This window comes from Clostridium sp. TJA038 (assembly GCF_058310255.1).
Genome location: NZ_JBZEFA010000001.1, coordinates 490,551 through 504,096 on the forward strand (window position 1 = coordinate 490,551; position 13,546 = coordinate 504,096).

Below are 13,546 nucleotides of genomic sequence, written 5' to 3' on the forward strand. Positions count from 1 at the left end.
ATGATAGGTAAAATCTTAGGGAATAGGTACGAGTTGCTTCAGTGTGTAGGCGAAGGTGGCATGTCCTTTGTGTACAAAGCTAGATGTAGAAAGTTAAATAGATTCGTAGCTGTTAAAATATTAAAAGATGAATTTAAAAACAATGAAGAAATTGTTAGAAGATTTAAAAAGGAAGCTACAGCCATTGCTAACTTATCTAATCCAAATGTAGTAAATGTATTAGATGTTGGAACTCAAGATGATATCAATTATATTGTAATGGAATATGTTGAGGGAAAAACTTTAAAGGATATAATTAAAGAAAAAGGTCCATTGCCTTACGAAGTTGCAATAAGTATAGGAATAAAGGTAGCTAAGGCTTTAGAATGTGCCCATAGAAGTGGAATTATACATAGAGATGTTAAGCCACAAAATATTTTGGTTACAGAAGAAGGGGTTGTTAAAGTAACAGACTTTGGAATAGCTAAATCTATGGATTCATCAACTATAGCACATACAAATAGTGTTATGGGGTCTGCTCATTACTTTTCGCCAGAACAGGCTAAGGGAACATATACAGACTATAGAACAGATTTATATTCTTTAGGAATAGTACTTTATGAAATGGTTACAGGAGTTGTACCTTTTAACGGAGATTCCCCTGTTACTGTAGCTGTTAAGCATATACAAGAACAGGCTATACCTCCTAAGAGTATAAATAAAAATATTCCAGATAGTTTAAATGATTTAATAATGAAAGCTATTGAAAAAGATCCTGTTAATAGATACCAAACTGCTAAGGAAATGATAACTGATTTAGAAAAAATAAAAAAGGATCCAAATGCAACTATTTTATCTAAGAAGGAAGAAGAAGAAAATCAATTTACAAAAGTTATGTCTCCTGTAGTACCTCCTAATAATGAGGTAAAATCTGAAGATTTTGACGATTATGATGAAGATGAGGATGAAGAAGACGACGAAGATGAGGATAATCAAAAAGAAGAGGATTCTCAAAATAACATTAAAAAAAGAAGTAGCAATAAAAAATCGCCTATAGTTATGATTCTTTGTGCAGTTTTAGCTATAGCATTATTAGGAACTATTGGGGTTGTAGGTGTTAAAAAAATGTCTGAAAACAAAGAGGTTACAATACCTAATGTAGTAGGACAAAAACAGGATGTAGCTAAAAAAGAATTAGAAAAATTAGGATTAAAAGTTGTAGAAGTTACAGAAGAAAGTGATGAGGAAAAAGGTGTAGTCTTGAAAGTTGAACCAGAAGTTGGGGCTTCTGTTAAGAAAAAAAGTGAAGTGAAGCTTGTTGTAAGTGGAGGTCCTGAACAAGTTAAAGTACCTGATTTAACAAACATGAATTTAGAGAGTGTTAAGAGAACTTTAAATAGTTTAGGATTAGAATTAGGTGATGTTAGCGAAGATTATAGTGATAGCGTTGCTAAGGGAGAGGTTATTTCTCAAAGCCCTAACAAAGATGAATCTGTAGATAAAGGTTCTAAGATAAATGTTATTTTAAGTAAGGGTGTAGAAATAAAAACTAAGCTTATAGATGTACCAAATGTTTCAGGTAAATCTGTAGATGAAGCTAAATCAATTTTAGCAAACCTTGGAGTTTCAGTTAATGCTGTAAAAGGAGACGCTGCAAATAGTCAAGGAGAAGTAGGAAAAGTTTATGCCCAAAGCCAAGTTGGTGGAATAACAATTAAAGAGGGAGAAACTTTAACAATAACAATAAGTTACTATGGAGAACCTGCTAAAGCTAAATTTAATGCAGGAGAGCTTGTGGGTAAAACAGGAAGTTATGCTAAAAATTGGGCTGCAAACCATAATGTAACTGTAAATGGAATAACTAGTGATTCCTTAAAAATAACTTCAGTAAGTCACGATACAGTAGAAGAAGGCGGTTCTGTTTCTGTAACTATGGAGAAGCCTGAAGATGAAAAAAATAATAGTACTACAAAGCCAGAGGAGAATTCAAAACCAGATGAGAATAAAAAGCCAGGAGAAAATCAACACCAAGGCAATAATTCAAAACCAGAAGATAATGAAAATACAGAGGGTAATCAATAAAAAAGAGAGAGCTAAATAGGCTCTCTTTTTTTATAAAAATTATAAAATATGATTATTATTTTACAAAATCATATAAATAGATTATAAGATTCTTGCATTTTATATTAAATTTTGTTTATTATAAGAGTATATAGCATTAAATAAAGGGAGGAAACATGGAAGGAATTATAATAAAAGGCATAGGTGGATTTTACTACATAAAAACAGAAGAAGGTATTATTGAATGTAAGGCTAGAGGTAAGTTTAGATATAATTCTTTAAAACCTATGGTAGGAGATAAGGTTACAATAAAGGTTGAGAATGGGAAAGGTGTAATAGAAAAGATTCATGAGAGAAGCTCAGAGCTTATAAGACCAACTGTTGCAAACGTAACACAAGCCTTTGTAGTTTTTGCAATAAAAAATCCTGATATAAATTTAGATTTGTTAAATAGATTTTTAACTCTTTGTGAGTATAATGATATACATGCAGTTGTATGTCTAAATAAGGAGGACTTATGTACTTATGAAGAAAAAGAAAGGTTAAAGGAGTTAATAAATGATATAGGTTATGAGGTTCTCTTCATAAATGCTAAGGAAGGAAAAGGTTTTGATGCTTTAAAAGAAAGGTTAGCTAATAATATAACAGTTCTTTGTGGCCCCTCTGGAGCAGGTAAATCAACACTTTTAAATTCTTTCATAAATAGAGAACATATGGAAACTGGAAGTGTTAGTGAAAAAATAGGAAGAGGAAAACATACTACTAGACATAGCGAACTTATTGAAGTGGATAAGGGATATTTAGTTGATACTCCAGGTTTTACAACTTTAGATGTTACTTTTATAGATAGGGATGGATTAAAATATTGTTTCCCAGAGTTTAATGATTATAATAATCTTTGTAAGTTTAATGGGTGTAATCATTATAAAGAGCCTAAGTGTGCTGTAAAGGAAGCCGTTGAAGAAGGGAAAATAAACAAGCTAAGATATGAATTTTATATAAAAACTTTAGAAGAGATAATAAATAGGAGGAATAATTAATGGTTAAAATAGCACCATCAATATTATCAGCAGATTTTAGTGTTTTAGGAGAACAAGTTAAAAGAGTAGAAAAAGGGGGAGCAGAGTTTTTACATATAGATGTAATGGATGGCCATTTTGTTCCTAATATAAGTTTTGGTTTTCCAATAATGAAAGCAATAAGAGGATTAAGTAATCTTGTTTTTGATGTTCATTTAATGATAGAAGAACCAGGAAGATATATAGATGAATTTATAAATGCAGGAGCAGATTTAATAACTGTTCATTATGAAGCAGATAGACATATAGATAGAACAATAAATTATATAAAAAGTAAGGGTTGCAAAGCTGGAATAGCTTTAAATCCAGGAACACCAGTTTCAATGCTTAAAAATTTAATAGCTTCTTTAGATATGGTATTAATAATGTCTGTTAACCCAGGATTTGGAGGACAAAGTTTTATACCTTATAGTTTAGATAAAATAAAAGAAGTTAAGAGTATGGCTAAAGCTTGTGGAAGAGAAGATTTACTAATTCAAGTAGATGGAGGCGTTGGAACAGATAATATAAAAGAAATAGTAGACTCTGGTGCTAACGTTTTAGTTGCAGGTTCAGCTGTATTTAAAGGAAATAATATAGAAGAAAATATTAAAGCTTTAAGAGAGGCTTTATAATTATGAAAGCTCTTATAATAGCTGGAGGAAATAAACCAAGTTCTAAACTTTTAAAAAAAGAGATTAAAGATTGTGATTTATTAATTGCAGCAGATAAAGGAGTAGAAGCTTATATAGAAAATGATATTACTCCAGATTATGCTTTAGGTGATTTTGACTCCATTGGAGAAGAATTTAAAGAGATATTAGAAAATTTAAATATTGAAAAATTTAATCCAGAGAAGGATTATACAGATACAGAAATAGCTTTTTTAAAGGCTATAGAGTTAGGCGCTACAGAGATAGCTTTATTAGGTGTTACAGGTACAAGAATAGACCATGTAATGGCTAATTTAGGGTTATTAAGAGAAGGGTTAAGAAAAAATATTAAAACCTATATTATTGATGACAATAATAAAATATATTTAGAAAATAAAGGGACAAGGTTAGAGAAAGAATTTGGTGATTATATATCCTTTCAAGCTTTTGGTTGTCCTGTAAATAATTTTTCTATAAAGGGTTCTAAATATGAGCTTTTAAATCATAAACTTTTAATAGGAGATTCCTTATGTGTGTCTAATGAATTTGTTGATGATTATATTGAAATTTCCTTTGAAAAGGGAGAGGTTTTAGTTATATATTCAAGAGATTAATCACAATTTAGGTTTCTTCTGCATAAAATAAACTAAGAATAATTTTAAGGTAGGAGAGAGTTTATGAGAATAATGACTATTAAATTACCAAAGTTTTTATCTAAGATAGTTAGAGCTTTTAAAGGAAATAAGAAATCTGATACATAAGATGGAAAAGAAAAGGGATAAGTTTAAAACTTATCCCTTTTTTATGCAAAATAAAAATGCAGTTATTAAACTGCATTTTAGCCAAAGATTTCTTATATAGCTCTTTGAACTTTTCCAGATCTTAAGCATCTTGTACAAACGTGAACAGTTTTTGGTGTTCCTTTAACGATTGCTTTAACCTTTTTTATGTTAGGAGCCCAAGTTCTCTTTGATTGTCTGTGAGAGTGACTGTATTGTACTCCAGCTACAACTCCTTTGTTACAAATCTCGCATCTTCTTGCCATTAAAAACACCTCCTTTAAAATGAAGATAAAATCTTCAATAGGACAGATAATATTCTATCATAATATATATCGTTTATGCAAGCATAATATTAAAATAATTCTTTAAAAATATGTTTCAAAAGGTATATAGTTCTTGAATAATCAAAGTATTTAATATAGAATATAGTATATGTAATAGGTTTATGTGTTTATTTTATTATACTTAAATAAAGGTATTAAATACAGTATAGCTAATTAGTTGAGGAGGAATCGCCATGATAGGATATTCAAATGAATATGGAAATGTGTCTTATACTGATGACGTTTTAGCAAAGATTGTTGGGCTATCAACAATGGAATGTTATGGAGTTGTTGGGATGGTTTCTAAGAGTGCTACAGAAGGCCTTTGGGAGTTAATGAGAATAGAAAATTTAACAAAAGGCGTAAAAATAGATGATAAAAATGATAAATTAACAATACAAGTATTTGTTATGGTAGAATATGGTACAAAAATATCTGTAATAGCAAACAATATAATTCAAAAAGTTAAATATAATGTTGAAAATTATACTGGGCTTAAAGTATCTAGCATAACAGTAAATGTTCAAGCGGTTAGAGTCTAGGAGGTAAAACAGAATGAAATTTAATAAAGTAAATGGGGAACACTTGTATTATATGATGAGTAATGCAGCAAATAAGTTAGAGTTACAAAGTGATTATGTAAACTCTCTTAACGTTTTCCCAGTTCCAGATGGAGATACAGGAACAAATATGTCTATGACATTTAGAGCTGCTGTTAAAGAAATCGAAGGAATGAATAGCAAAAACATAGGAGAAGTTTCTAAAAAATTAGCTAAGGGTGCTCTTATGGGTGCTAGAGGAAATTCAGGTGTTATTCTTTCACAGATTCTTAGAGGAATATCAAAAGGGCTTGAAGGAAAAGAAGAGGCTAATGCAAGTGAGTTTGCAAATGCTATCTTAGAAGGAAGTAAATCAGCTTATAAAGCTGTTATGAGACCAACAGAGGGAACAATACTTACAATTGTTAGAACAGCTGGAGAGGTTGCTGTAGCCTTAAAGGAAGAAAATATAACTGAACTTATGAGAGAAGTATGCAGAGAAAGCAAAATTATGCTTGATAAGACACCAGAGATGTTACCTGCCTTAAAAAAAGCTAAAGTTGTGGATTCAGGCGGAATGGGATTATTAATAATCCTTCAAGGAATGCAAGAAGCTTTAGAAAATGGATTAAAAGTAACTACAGGTACACAAAGCTTTGATAAATCTTCAGCAACTAAAGTTAATAGAAGTGAAGCTATAAATGAAGAAGATATTAAATTTGGATATTGTACTGAATTTATAATTTTAGGCGATTCAAACAATGCAGAAGAATTTAAAGCTAAGGTTATAGACAAAGGGGATTCTTTAGTTGTTGTTGGATATGAGGATGTAATTAAAGTTCATATTCATACAAATAATCCAGGAAAAGTTTTAGAAGAAGCAGTTAAATTTGGAGAACTTTCAAAAATTAAAATAGATAACATGAGAGAAGAACATAGAGAAATGCTTGAAGGTATGTATGAAGAAAATAACGATACTTCAGATACTGAGGAAAGTGTTGCAGCAGGAGAGTATAAAAAATATGCTTTCATATCAGTAGCTATGGGTGAAGGTATGAAAAATATATTTAAGGATTTAGGTGTTGATTACGTTATAGAAGGTGGTCAAACAATGAATCCAAGTACTCAAGATATGCTAGAGGCTATTGATAAATTAAATGCAGAGCATATATTTATATTACCTAATAACAAAAATATAATAATGGCAGCAAATCAAGCAGCTGAAATTTCAGATAAGGATATAAGAGTTATAGAAACTAAAACAATTCCTCAAGGAATAACTTGTATAACTATGTTTAATCCTGAAGCTGAGGTTGAAGAAAATTATGAAGAATTAAAAGAAGCTATGGAAATGGTTAAAACAACTTCTGTAACATATGCAGTTAGAGATACTGAAGTTGATGGTAAAGAAATAAAAGAAGGTAATATATTAGGATTAGTTGAAGGTAAGATAAAAGAGGTTGGAGAAGACCCATATAAGGTAGCAGAGGATTTAATTGATGCTTCTGTTGATGAAGATTCAGAATTAATTACTATATTCTATGGTAAGGACTGTGATGAAGATAAAGTTGATGCTTTAGTTGAAAAACTAGAAGAAAAGTATGAAGACTTAGATGTTCAATGCTACAAAGGGGAACAACCTTTATATTATTTTATAATGTCAGTAGAATAGTTAGGTTTTAATAAATTTTATTGAAATTTAAATTAATATAAATAGAAATTTTATTATAGGGTTATAGCTATAAATTTTATGGTTATAATCCTTTAATTTTGTAATTTTAATAGTTTTTATAAGGTTAAGGAGGAGATTAAAATTAATATATATGATGATATAGGCTTAGTAAAGGGAGTTGGTCCAAAACTTAAAGAAAAACTTAATAAATCATGCATATTTACAATTTTAGATTTACTCTTATATTTTCCAAGAGATTATGAATTTTTAAATGATGATATAGATTTAAAGGGGAATATAGAAAATGAAAAAGCTATTTTAAAATGTAAAGTTAAGAGTTATGGAAGCTCTATAAGAACTAAAAATGGAAAAATACTAACAACAATTAATTTCACCTATAAGGATTTTAAGGTGGTTGGAAAATGGTTTAATCAACCTTACATAAAAAGAAATTTTGTTTTAGGAAATGAATATAATCTTATGGGTAAATTTAAAAAAAATAGTAATACGCTAGAGATTATAAACCCATTAATTCCATGTAAAGAAGCGAATAGAAGTGAAATAATGCCTATATACTCTTTAAAAAATGGATTAACAAATAAGATTTTAGTTAAACTTATAAATGAGATACTTAAGAGTATGATTATAAAAGAAAATTTACCAGATTATATTATAAAAAAATACAAACTTATATCTTTAGATAAGGCTATAAGAAGCATACATTTTCCAGAAGGAAGAGAAGAATTAAAAAATGCAATAAATAGACTTAAGTTTCAAGAACTATTTACATATTCATTAAAAATAATAATGATGAAAGCTCATATAAAAAAAGAGAATAGTGGTATAAGTTTTAAAATTAGTCCCCTTCTTAAAGAGTTAAAAGAATCACTACCTTATACATTAACTAATGCACAATCAAGAACTGTTAGAGAGATATTGTTAGACCAAAAAAGAAGTGTAGCTATGAATAGATTGGTTCAAGGAGATGTTGGTTCTGGTAAAACTTTAGTAGCTTTAATATCTATGTTTAATATTTATATGAATGGATATCAAACTGTACTTATGGCTCCAACAGAAATATTAGCAAATCAGCATTATGAAGAAGCTAAAAAGCATTTAAGTAAATTTGGTGTTGATATAGAGTTATTAACAGGAAGCACTAAAGAGAAAGAAAAGAAAAGAATAAAAGAAAAAATATCAAGTGGTAAAGAAATTATGTTAATAGGAACTCATGCTTTAATACAAGATGATGTTAACTTTACAAATTTAGGCCTTTTAGTTACAGATGAACAACATAGATTTGGAGTAGAGCAAAGAAGTAAGCTTATAAATAAAAATAAGAGAGCAGATGTTTTAGTAATGACTGCAACGCCTATTCCAAGAACTCTTTCCCTTTATTTATATAGTGATTTAGAGATTTCAATAATTGATGAGCTTCCTCCAGGAAGAAAGACTATAGATACTGTTTTAGTTGATATTAATCAAAGAAAAAAAGCTTATACCTTTGCTTTAAAGGAAGTTGAAAAAGGAAGACAGTTTTATATAGTATCTCCATTAATAGAAGAAAATGAAAAGCTTAATTTAAATTCTGTAGAGAAGGTTTATGAGGAATTAAAAAGAGGTATTTTTAAAGATATAAAAATTGAAATGCTACATGGAAAAATGAAGGGGAGTGAAAAGGAGGATATCATAAATAACTTTAAAAATGGAGAAATAAAAGGTATAATATCTACAACGGTTATAGAAGTTGGGGTTAATGTGCCAAATGCTACAGTTATGATTATAGAAAATGCAGAAAGATTTGGTTTAGCACAGCTTCATCAGCTTAGAGGAAGAGTTGGTAGAGGCGATTATAAATCCTATTGTATTCTTATAGCTAACACTAAAAATAATGTTACTAAAAGAAGGATGGAAATAATGACAGAAAGTTCAGATGGATTTTATATTGCAGAGGAAGACTTAAAATTAAGAGGTGCTGGTGAAGTTTTTGGAATGCGACAACATGGAGATGAAGGTTTTATTTTATCTAATGTAGTTGATGATATAAATATATTAAAATGTGCTAATTATGAAGCTAAAGTAATAGTTAAAAATAATATAGATGACCAGAATAAAAAGCTTTGCACTGAAATAATGAGAGGAATTGAAAGAGATAGTAGATATATTTGTTTCAATTAGTAAATTGTTCAAGAACTAGTAATATGATAAAATAATTAATGACAATCAAAGGAGGATATTTTAAATGAGAATAATAGCGGGAAAAGCAAGAGGAAGAAAATTATTATCGCCACCAACATATGAAACAAGACCTACATTAGATAGGGTAAAAGAGTCAATGTTTAGTATGATTCAGTGGTATATACCAGATGCTACAGTTATAGATGTTTTTGCAGGTACAGGAAGTTTAGGTTTAGAAGCAGCAAGTAGAGGAGCTAAAGAGTGTTACTTAGTTGATAAAAGCCCAGTAACTTTTCCTGTTTTAAAGAAAAATATAGAAAATTTAGGTTTTGGAGATTTTTGTCATGCTTTAAACACAGATGCTTATTCTGCGCTTAGAAGTTTAGCTTCAAGAGGTAAAGTCTTTGATTTAATGTTTATAGATCCTCCATATATGAAAAACCTTATTCCAGAAGCTATAGAAATAATTGAAGAAAAGAATTTACTTAATGAAGATGGGCTAATAGTTACAAAAATAGATTCAAGTGAAGAAATATTTGAGGGAACTGAAAAGATAAAGCTTACAAGGGTTAAAAAGTATGGAAATACTACTGTTTGTTTTTATGAGATAAAGGAGGACTAAAATGAAAATTGGAGTTTATCCAGGAAGTTTTGATCCTATTACTAAGGGACACTTAGACCTTATTGAAAGAGCTTCTAGCAAGTTTGATAAGGTAATAGTGGCTGTTCTTATAAATATAAATAAAAAGGGTATGTTTTCTATAGATGAGAGGGTTAGACTTATAGAAAAATGTGTAGCTAAATATAATAATGTTTATGTTAAAAGCTTTGATGGACTTTTAATCGATTTTGTAAGAAAAGAAAAAGCTGATGTAATAATAAAAGGGTTAAGGTCAGTTACCGATTTTGAATATGAGTTTCAAATGGCACTTATGAATAGAGAATTAGCAAATGAGGTTGAAACAGTATTTATGGTTACTAGCCCTAATTATTCTTATATAAGTTCTTCAGCTATAAAGCAAGTTGCAAATTTTAAAGGGGAAATAAAAAATTTTGTTCCTAAAGAAATAGTAGAAGATTTACAAGAGAGGATTATTAGTTTAAGAGGGGAGGGTTAATTATTAACATGGAATCACAAGTTATTGAGGTTTTAGATTACTTAAGAGATCTTGTTGATGGAGCATCTAAGGTTCCTATAACAGGCAAGGTTGTTGTAGATAGAAAAGAAGTTTTAGAACTTTTAGATCAAGTGATTAATTGTCTTCCAGATGAGATTAAAAAAGCTCAGTGGGTTTTAAGTGAGAAAGAGAGAATTTTAGCAGAAGCTAGAAAAGAAAATGATAGTGTTAAGCAAGAAACTTATGAGATGATGAAAAAGAGAATAGAAAATCATAATATAGTAAAAGAAGCAGAATTAAGAGCCCAGGAAATACTTGCAAATGCTCATAGACAAGCAAATATTATAAGACTAGGCTCAAGAGAATATGCAGATGAAATCTTATCTCAACTAGAGAATGAAATAGCTAATAAAAGAGAAGTCTTTTTAAACTATATGAAAAGCAATATGGAAAAATTCGCTATTGATTTTACAGAAGACTTAGATAAAGCAACTAGTGAAATAAGAAGTAATATTAAAGAATTAAGAGGCGATAACTAATTTATAAATAATACTTAAAAATAACGTTAAGCCTAAGATTATTATTAAAGGAGAAAAAGTAATTAAAATAGAATTTTCTATAAAAGAAACTGCTAAGTTATTTTTAAATAACATATAAGCAAAAAACATAACTATAAAAGCAATTATTCCTTGTAAAAGTTTATATGAGAAATATCTTTTTATAGAAACATTTTCTTTATAGAAAAAAGATGAGGTTTGCATAATTATAGATATTCCACCAAAAGAACTTAAAAAAGATAATAAAAGTAATTTAATAAAGACGGATAAATTACTAGAGGCTATTATGTTACATCCATTTGTAACCTCTATGCTTCCTAAAAATAATCCCTTAATTATGTCTATTGGAATATTAAAAAAAGAACTTATAAAATTTAAAGAGCCAGTAGATATAAGGATTGTTTTTATCATATTTATTATTACTGAAAACATAATTACGTAACCACATAGAATTAGAATGTTTAAAGAGGCATCCTCAATAGATTTTTTTATTACTTCTCCTAAGTTAAAGGAAGAGCTTTTTTTAATATGATATTCTTTGTAGAGAGAACTTTGTTTCTCTCCTTTTTTATTTTTGCTTAAAATTCCTATGATTATAGCTGAGGTGTAGCTAGGAATTAATAATAAATATCCTAAAGTTGAGTTGCCAAGCATAGAAGTTCCAACGGCACCTATTAAAAAAAGTGGACCAATATTTGAAGCTATATTAAGAAGTCTTACAAATTCTTCATGGGAAATAGCGCCTTTTTTATATAAGTCTGTTGTATATTTAGCGCCAAGTGGATAGCCACAAAGAAAGCTTGCAATTAGGGCAAAGCTACAAGGGTAACTTAACCCTAGCGGTTTACATAAAATTGGTCCTAGAATTTTTGAGTATAATTTTATACCATCTAAATTAATTATCATATTACATATAACCATAAAGGGAAACATAGTAGGAAGAACAGAATAAAAAAATAGCTTTGCACCAGATAGAGAGGCTTCCATAGCTATTTTAGGGTTAATTATAAAATATATTACTGTTAAGGTTAAAAGTAGAGAGAAAATAACATTTCCTTTTATTTTAAGTTGCTTTATTAAAAGTATAGCAAGTAATATAATTAAAAAAAATAAAATACTATACATGCTTTCCTCCTTTTATGAAATCATATATAGTATTTATATTTTCATTTATATAAGAATATTATTGTTATCTAAAAATAATAGGGCTAATTAAATAATCGCTATTATATTTTATGGAATCATTTAAAAGACTATAGATATTGGTAGCCTTTATATCAAGGTCTAATAAAGGGTTTTTAGTAGCTTTTGATAATTTATTAACAATTTCTATTTGAGAGTTTTTCTTTATTTCCTTTAAAATTTCTTGCCCTTTTTTATTAAATCCTAAAACTCTTATGTAATTAGGAGGAGTTTTTCTAAGAGAAATAAGTTCCTTATCTAAATTTAAAAGAGTATGACATAAAAGTCTGTTTATTCTAGTGTAAGAATAACGTTTGCTTTTAGAAAGATTTATTAAATCCTCTAAAGAAGTAGCTTTCCCTAAATTTTGTATTATTTTATTATCTATTCCTTCAGAAGCTTCAGGTATTTCTTTTAATGTATTAGGATTTTGTATTAGGGCATACTTTACTAAGAAAAACATTTTTTCTATATCACTAAATTTAGATTTTTCTAAAAGTTCATAAGAGCTTTTAGGAAGAAAACTTTTAGTTTTTTCAAAGTTTAAATCATAAATGCTTTTTCTTATAGCTGAAGCTGAAGCTATTTCTTCATCTAATAATTTATCTTCATTATAATCTGCACCTAATCTTTTTATTGTAAAAGGAGTAATGGAACTTTTTAAAGTATAAAGGCTTTTACAATATTCTACAGCTAATATATTATTAGAGGAATTTAAAATTTTTTCTAAATAAGAAGGTTCTAAATTAAAATTATTTTTTTCTAAATATTCAATTAAAGCTTTACTTCTTGCCTTTGGAAAAGGAAGTCCTTCCTTTAAAAATTCCTTTAAGGATTCTTTATAGGACAACGGTTCATTGATAATAATTTCACTAAGTTTTTTTAATAAATTTATATCACCACATTCTGAACCAAAGCATAAATTATTAACAATATTTAAAGAATTAAGTGTGGAAACAGAACCAAAAGCAAAATACTCAGCAGAAGAAGTTGCAAAAAGTGTAGGAAGTTCTAAAACTAAATCTACTCCAGATTCTAGAGCCATTTTAGTTCTAGTCCATTTATCTGTTAAAGCAGGTAAGCCTCTTTGAACAAAATTTCCACTCATAACACAAATTATTCCATCACAATTTGTAATTTTTTTTGTTTCTTTTAAGTGAAGTTCATGTCCTAAATGAAAAGGATTGTATTCTGTTATTATTCCAGTTATATTCATTTAAATCACCACTTTTTTGTATTTTAATAAATTTATAATACATGAATATGAAAAAATAATAAAGGGTATATATTTAATAGAAAATTCAGATAATTTTTAATATAAAAACAATAATTATGATAGCGTTTTTTTCTTTGTTATGTATTGAAAAATATACTATTATAGGAGTATAGTATTAATTAGTATTGTATGTATAAAAACATAACATCTGCTTTAACTTGAAAGGAG

14 protein-coding genes are annotated in these 13,546 nt (G+C 28.4%); 11 read left to right on the forward strand and 3 right to left on the reverse strand.

Annotated elements, in window-relative coordinates; translation table 11 throughout:
• The 5 genes from pknB (at position 1) to spoVM (ending at position 4,512) form a co-directional block, all read left to right on the forward strand.
• Entirely contained in the window at positions 1-2,061 is a 2,061-nt protein-coding gene (gene pknB / locus AC4FQV_RS02350) for a Stk1 family PASTA domain-containing Ser/Thr kinase (RefSeq protein ID WP_491164192.1), read from the forward strand.
• A 155-nt stretch (positions 2,062-2,216) separates the two neighbouring features.
• Positions 2,217-3,080: a ribosome small subunit-dependent GTPase A gene (gene rsgA / locus AC4FQV_RS02355; RefSeq protein ID WP_491139074.1), complete on the forward strand. Its 864-nt coding sequence runs from the start codon at positions 2,217-2,219 to the stop codon at positions 3,078-3,080.
• Positions 3,080-3,733, forward strand: a complete 654-nt coding sequence (gene rpe / locus AC4FQV_RS02360; protein WP_491139073.1) for a ribulose-phosphate 3-epimerase — start codon at positions 3,080-3,082, stop codon at positions 3,731-3,733. Before rsgA ends, rpe begins: the two co-directional genes overlap by 1 nt.
• A 2-nt stretch (positions 3,734-3,735) precedes the next feature.
• Positions 3,736-4,365 (forward strand): thiamine diphosphokinase, encoded by a 630-nt coding sequence (locus tag AC4FQV_RS02365; RefSeq protein WP_491139072.1) that lies wholly within the window; start codon positions 3,736-3,738, stop codon positions 4,363-4,365.
• 72 nt (positions 4,366-4,437) lie between these two features.
• Positions 4,438-4,512 (forward strand): stage V sporulation protein SpoVM, encoded by a 75-nt coding sequence (gene spoVM, locus AC4FQV_RS02370; protein WP_491164979.1) that lies wholly within the window; start codon positions 4,438-4,440, stop codon positions 4,510-4,512.
• A gap of 92 nt (positions 4,513-4,604) precedes the next feature.
• Here spoVM and rpmB read toward each other — a convergent pair whose 3' ends face one another.
• Complete coding sequence (gene rpmB / locus AC4FQV_RS02375; RefSeq protein WP_003458496.1) at positions 4,605-4,796, reverse strand: 50S ribosomal protein L28; 192 nt, start codon at positions 4,794-4,796, stop codon at positions 4,605-4,607.
• Positions 4,797-5,050: 254 nt separating this feature from the next.
• On the opposite strand from rpmB, the gene AC4FQV_RS02380 reads away from it, so the two are divergent.
• The 6 genes from AC4FQV_RS02380 (at position 5,051) to AC4FQV_RS02405 (ending at position 10,902) form a co-directional block, all read left to right on the forward strand.
• Positions 5,051-5,398 carry an Asp23/Gls24 family envelope stress response protein gene (locus AC4FQV_RS02380; protein ID WP_491139071.1) on the forward strand — a complete coding sequence of 116 codons (348 nt, stop codon included), beginning with the start codon at positions 5,051-5,053 and terminating at the stop codon, positions 5,396-5,398.
• Between the two features lie 13 nt (positions 5,399-5,411).
• Positions 5,412-7,067 (forward strand): DAK2 domain-containing protein, encoded by a 1,656-nt coding sequence (locus tag AC4FQV_RS02385; RefSeq protein ID WP_491139070.1) that lies wholly within the window; start codon positions 5,412-5,414, stop codon positions 7,065-7,067.
• A gap of 141 nt (positions 7,068-7,208) precedes the next feature.
• Entirely contained in the window at positions 7,209-9,245 is a 2,037-nt protein-coding gene (recG, locus tag AC4FQV_RS02390) for an ATP-dependent DNA helicase RecG (protein WP_491164982.1), read from the forward strand.
• A gap of 64 nt (positions 9,246-9,309) precedes the next feature.
• Entirely contained in the window at positions 9,310-9,867 is a 558-nt protein-coding gene (gene rsmD / locus AC4FQV_RS02395; RefSeq protein WP_491139069.1) for a 16S rRNA (guanine(966)-N(2))-methyltransferase RsmD, read from the forward strand.
• 1 nt (position 9,868) lies between these two features.
• Positions 9,869-10,363: a pantetheine-phosphate adenylyltransferase gene (gene coaD, locus AC4FQV_RS02400; protein ID WP_491139068.1), complete on the forward strand. Its 495-nt coding sequence runs from the start codon at positions 9,869-9,871 to the stop codon at positions 10,361-10,363.
• 8 nt (positions 10,364-10,371) lie between these two features.
• Positions 10,372-10,902, forward strand: coding sequence for an ATPase (locus AC4FQV_RS02405; RefSeq protein ID WP_491139067.1), 531 nt, complete (start codon positions 10,372-10,374; stop codon positions 10,900-10,902).
• Here the strand turns inward: AC4FQV_RS02405 and spoVV are convergent.
• Both spoVV and AC4FQV_RS02415 read right to left on the reverse strand, forming a co-directional pair.
• Positions 10,885-12,045, reverse strand: a complete 1,161-nt coding sequence (spoVV, locus tag AC4FQV_RS02410) for a dipicolinic acid transporter SpoVV (RefSeq protein WP_491164196.1) — start codon at positions 12,043-12,045, stop codon at positions 10,885-10,887. The two genes, AC4FQV_RS02405 and spoVV, sit on opposite strands and share 18 nt — an antisense overlap.
• Positions 12,046-12,109: 64 nt before the next feature.
• Positions 12,110-13,318: a nucleotidyltransferase gene (locus AC4FQV_RS02415; RefSeq protein WP_491164198.1), complete on the reverse strand. Its 1,209-nt coding sequence runs from the start codon at positions 13,316-13,318 to the stop codon at positions 12,110-12,112.
• Between the last annotated feature and the right edge of the window lie 228 nt (positions 13,319-13,546).

Bases quoted from the DNA above. Each gene is read 5' to 3' on its own strand.
- AC4FQV_RS02385 (WP_491139070.1), top strand. From the start codon at position 5,412: ATGAAATTTAATAAAGTAAATGGGGAACACTTGTATTATATGATGAGT.
- AC4FQV_RS02365 (WP_491139072.1), top strand. From the start codon at position 3,736: ATGAAAGCTCTTATAATAGCTGGAGGAAATAAACCAAGTTCTAAACTT.
- AC4FQV_RS02415 (WP_491164198.1), bottom strand. From the start codon at position 13,318: ATGAATATAACTGGAATAATAACAGAATACAATCCTTTTCATTTAGGA.
- rsgA (WP_491139074.1), top strand. From the start codon at position 2,217: ATGGAAGGAATTATAATAAAAGGCATAGGTGGATTTTACTACATAAAA.
- AC4FQV_RS02405 (WP_491139067.1), top strand. From the start codon at position 10,372: ATGGAATCACAAGTTATTGAGGTTTTAGATTACTTAAGAGATCTTGTT.
- AC4FQV_RS02380 (WP_491139071.1), top strand. From the start codon at position 5,051: ATGATAGGATATTCAAATGAATATGGAAATGTGTCTTATACTGATGAC.
- spoVV (WP_491164196.1), bottom strand. From the start codon at position 12,045: ATGTATAGTATTTTATTTTTTTTAATTATATTACTTGCTATACTTTTA.
- rsmD (WP_491139069.1), top strand. From the start codon at position 9,310: ATGAGAATAATAGCGGGAAAAGCAAGAGGAAGAAAATTATTATCGCCA.
- coaD (WP_491139068.1), top strand. From the start codon at position 9,869: ATGAAAATTGGAGTTTATCCAGGAAGTTTTGATCCTATTACTAAGGGA.
- rpmB (WP_003458496.1), bottom strand. From the start codon at position 4,796: ATGGCAAGAAGATGCGAGATTTGTAACAAAGGAGTTGTAGCTGGAGTA.
- rpe (WP_491139073.1), top strand. From the start codon at position 3,080: ATGGTTAAAATAGCACCATCAATATTATCAGCAGATTTTAGTGTTTTA.
- pknB (WP_491164192.1), top strand. From the start codon at position 1: ATGATAGGTAAAATCTTAGGGAATAGGTACGAGTTGCTTCAGTGTGTA.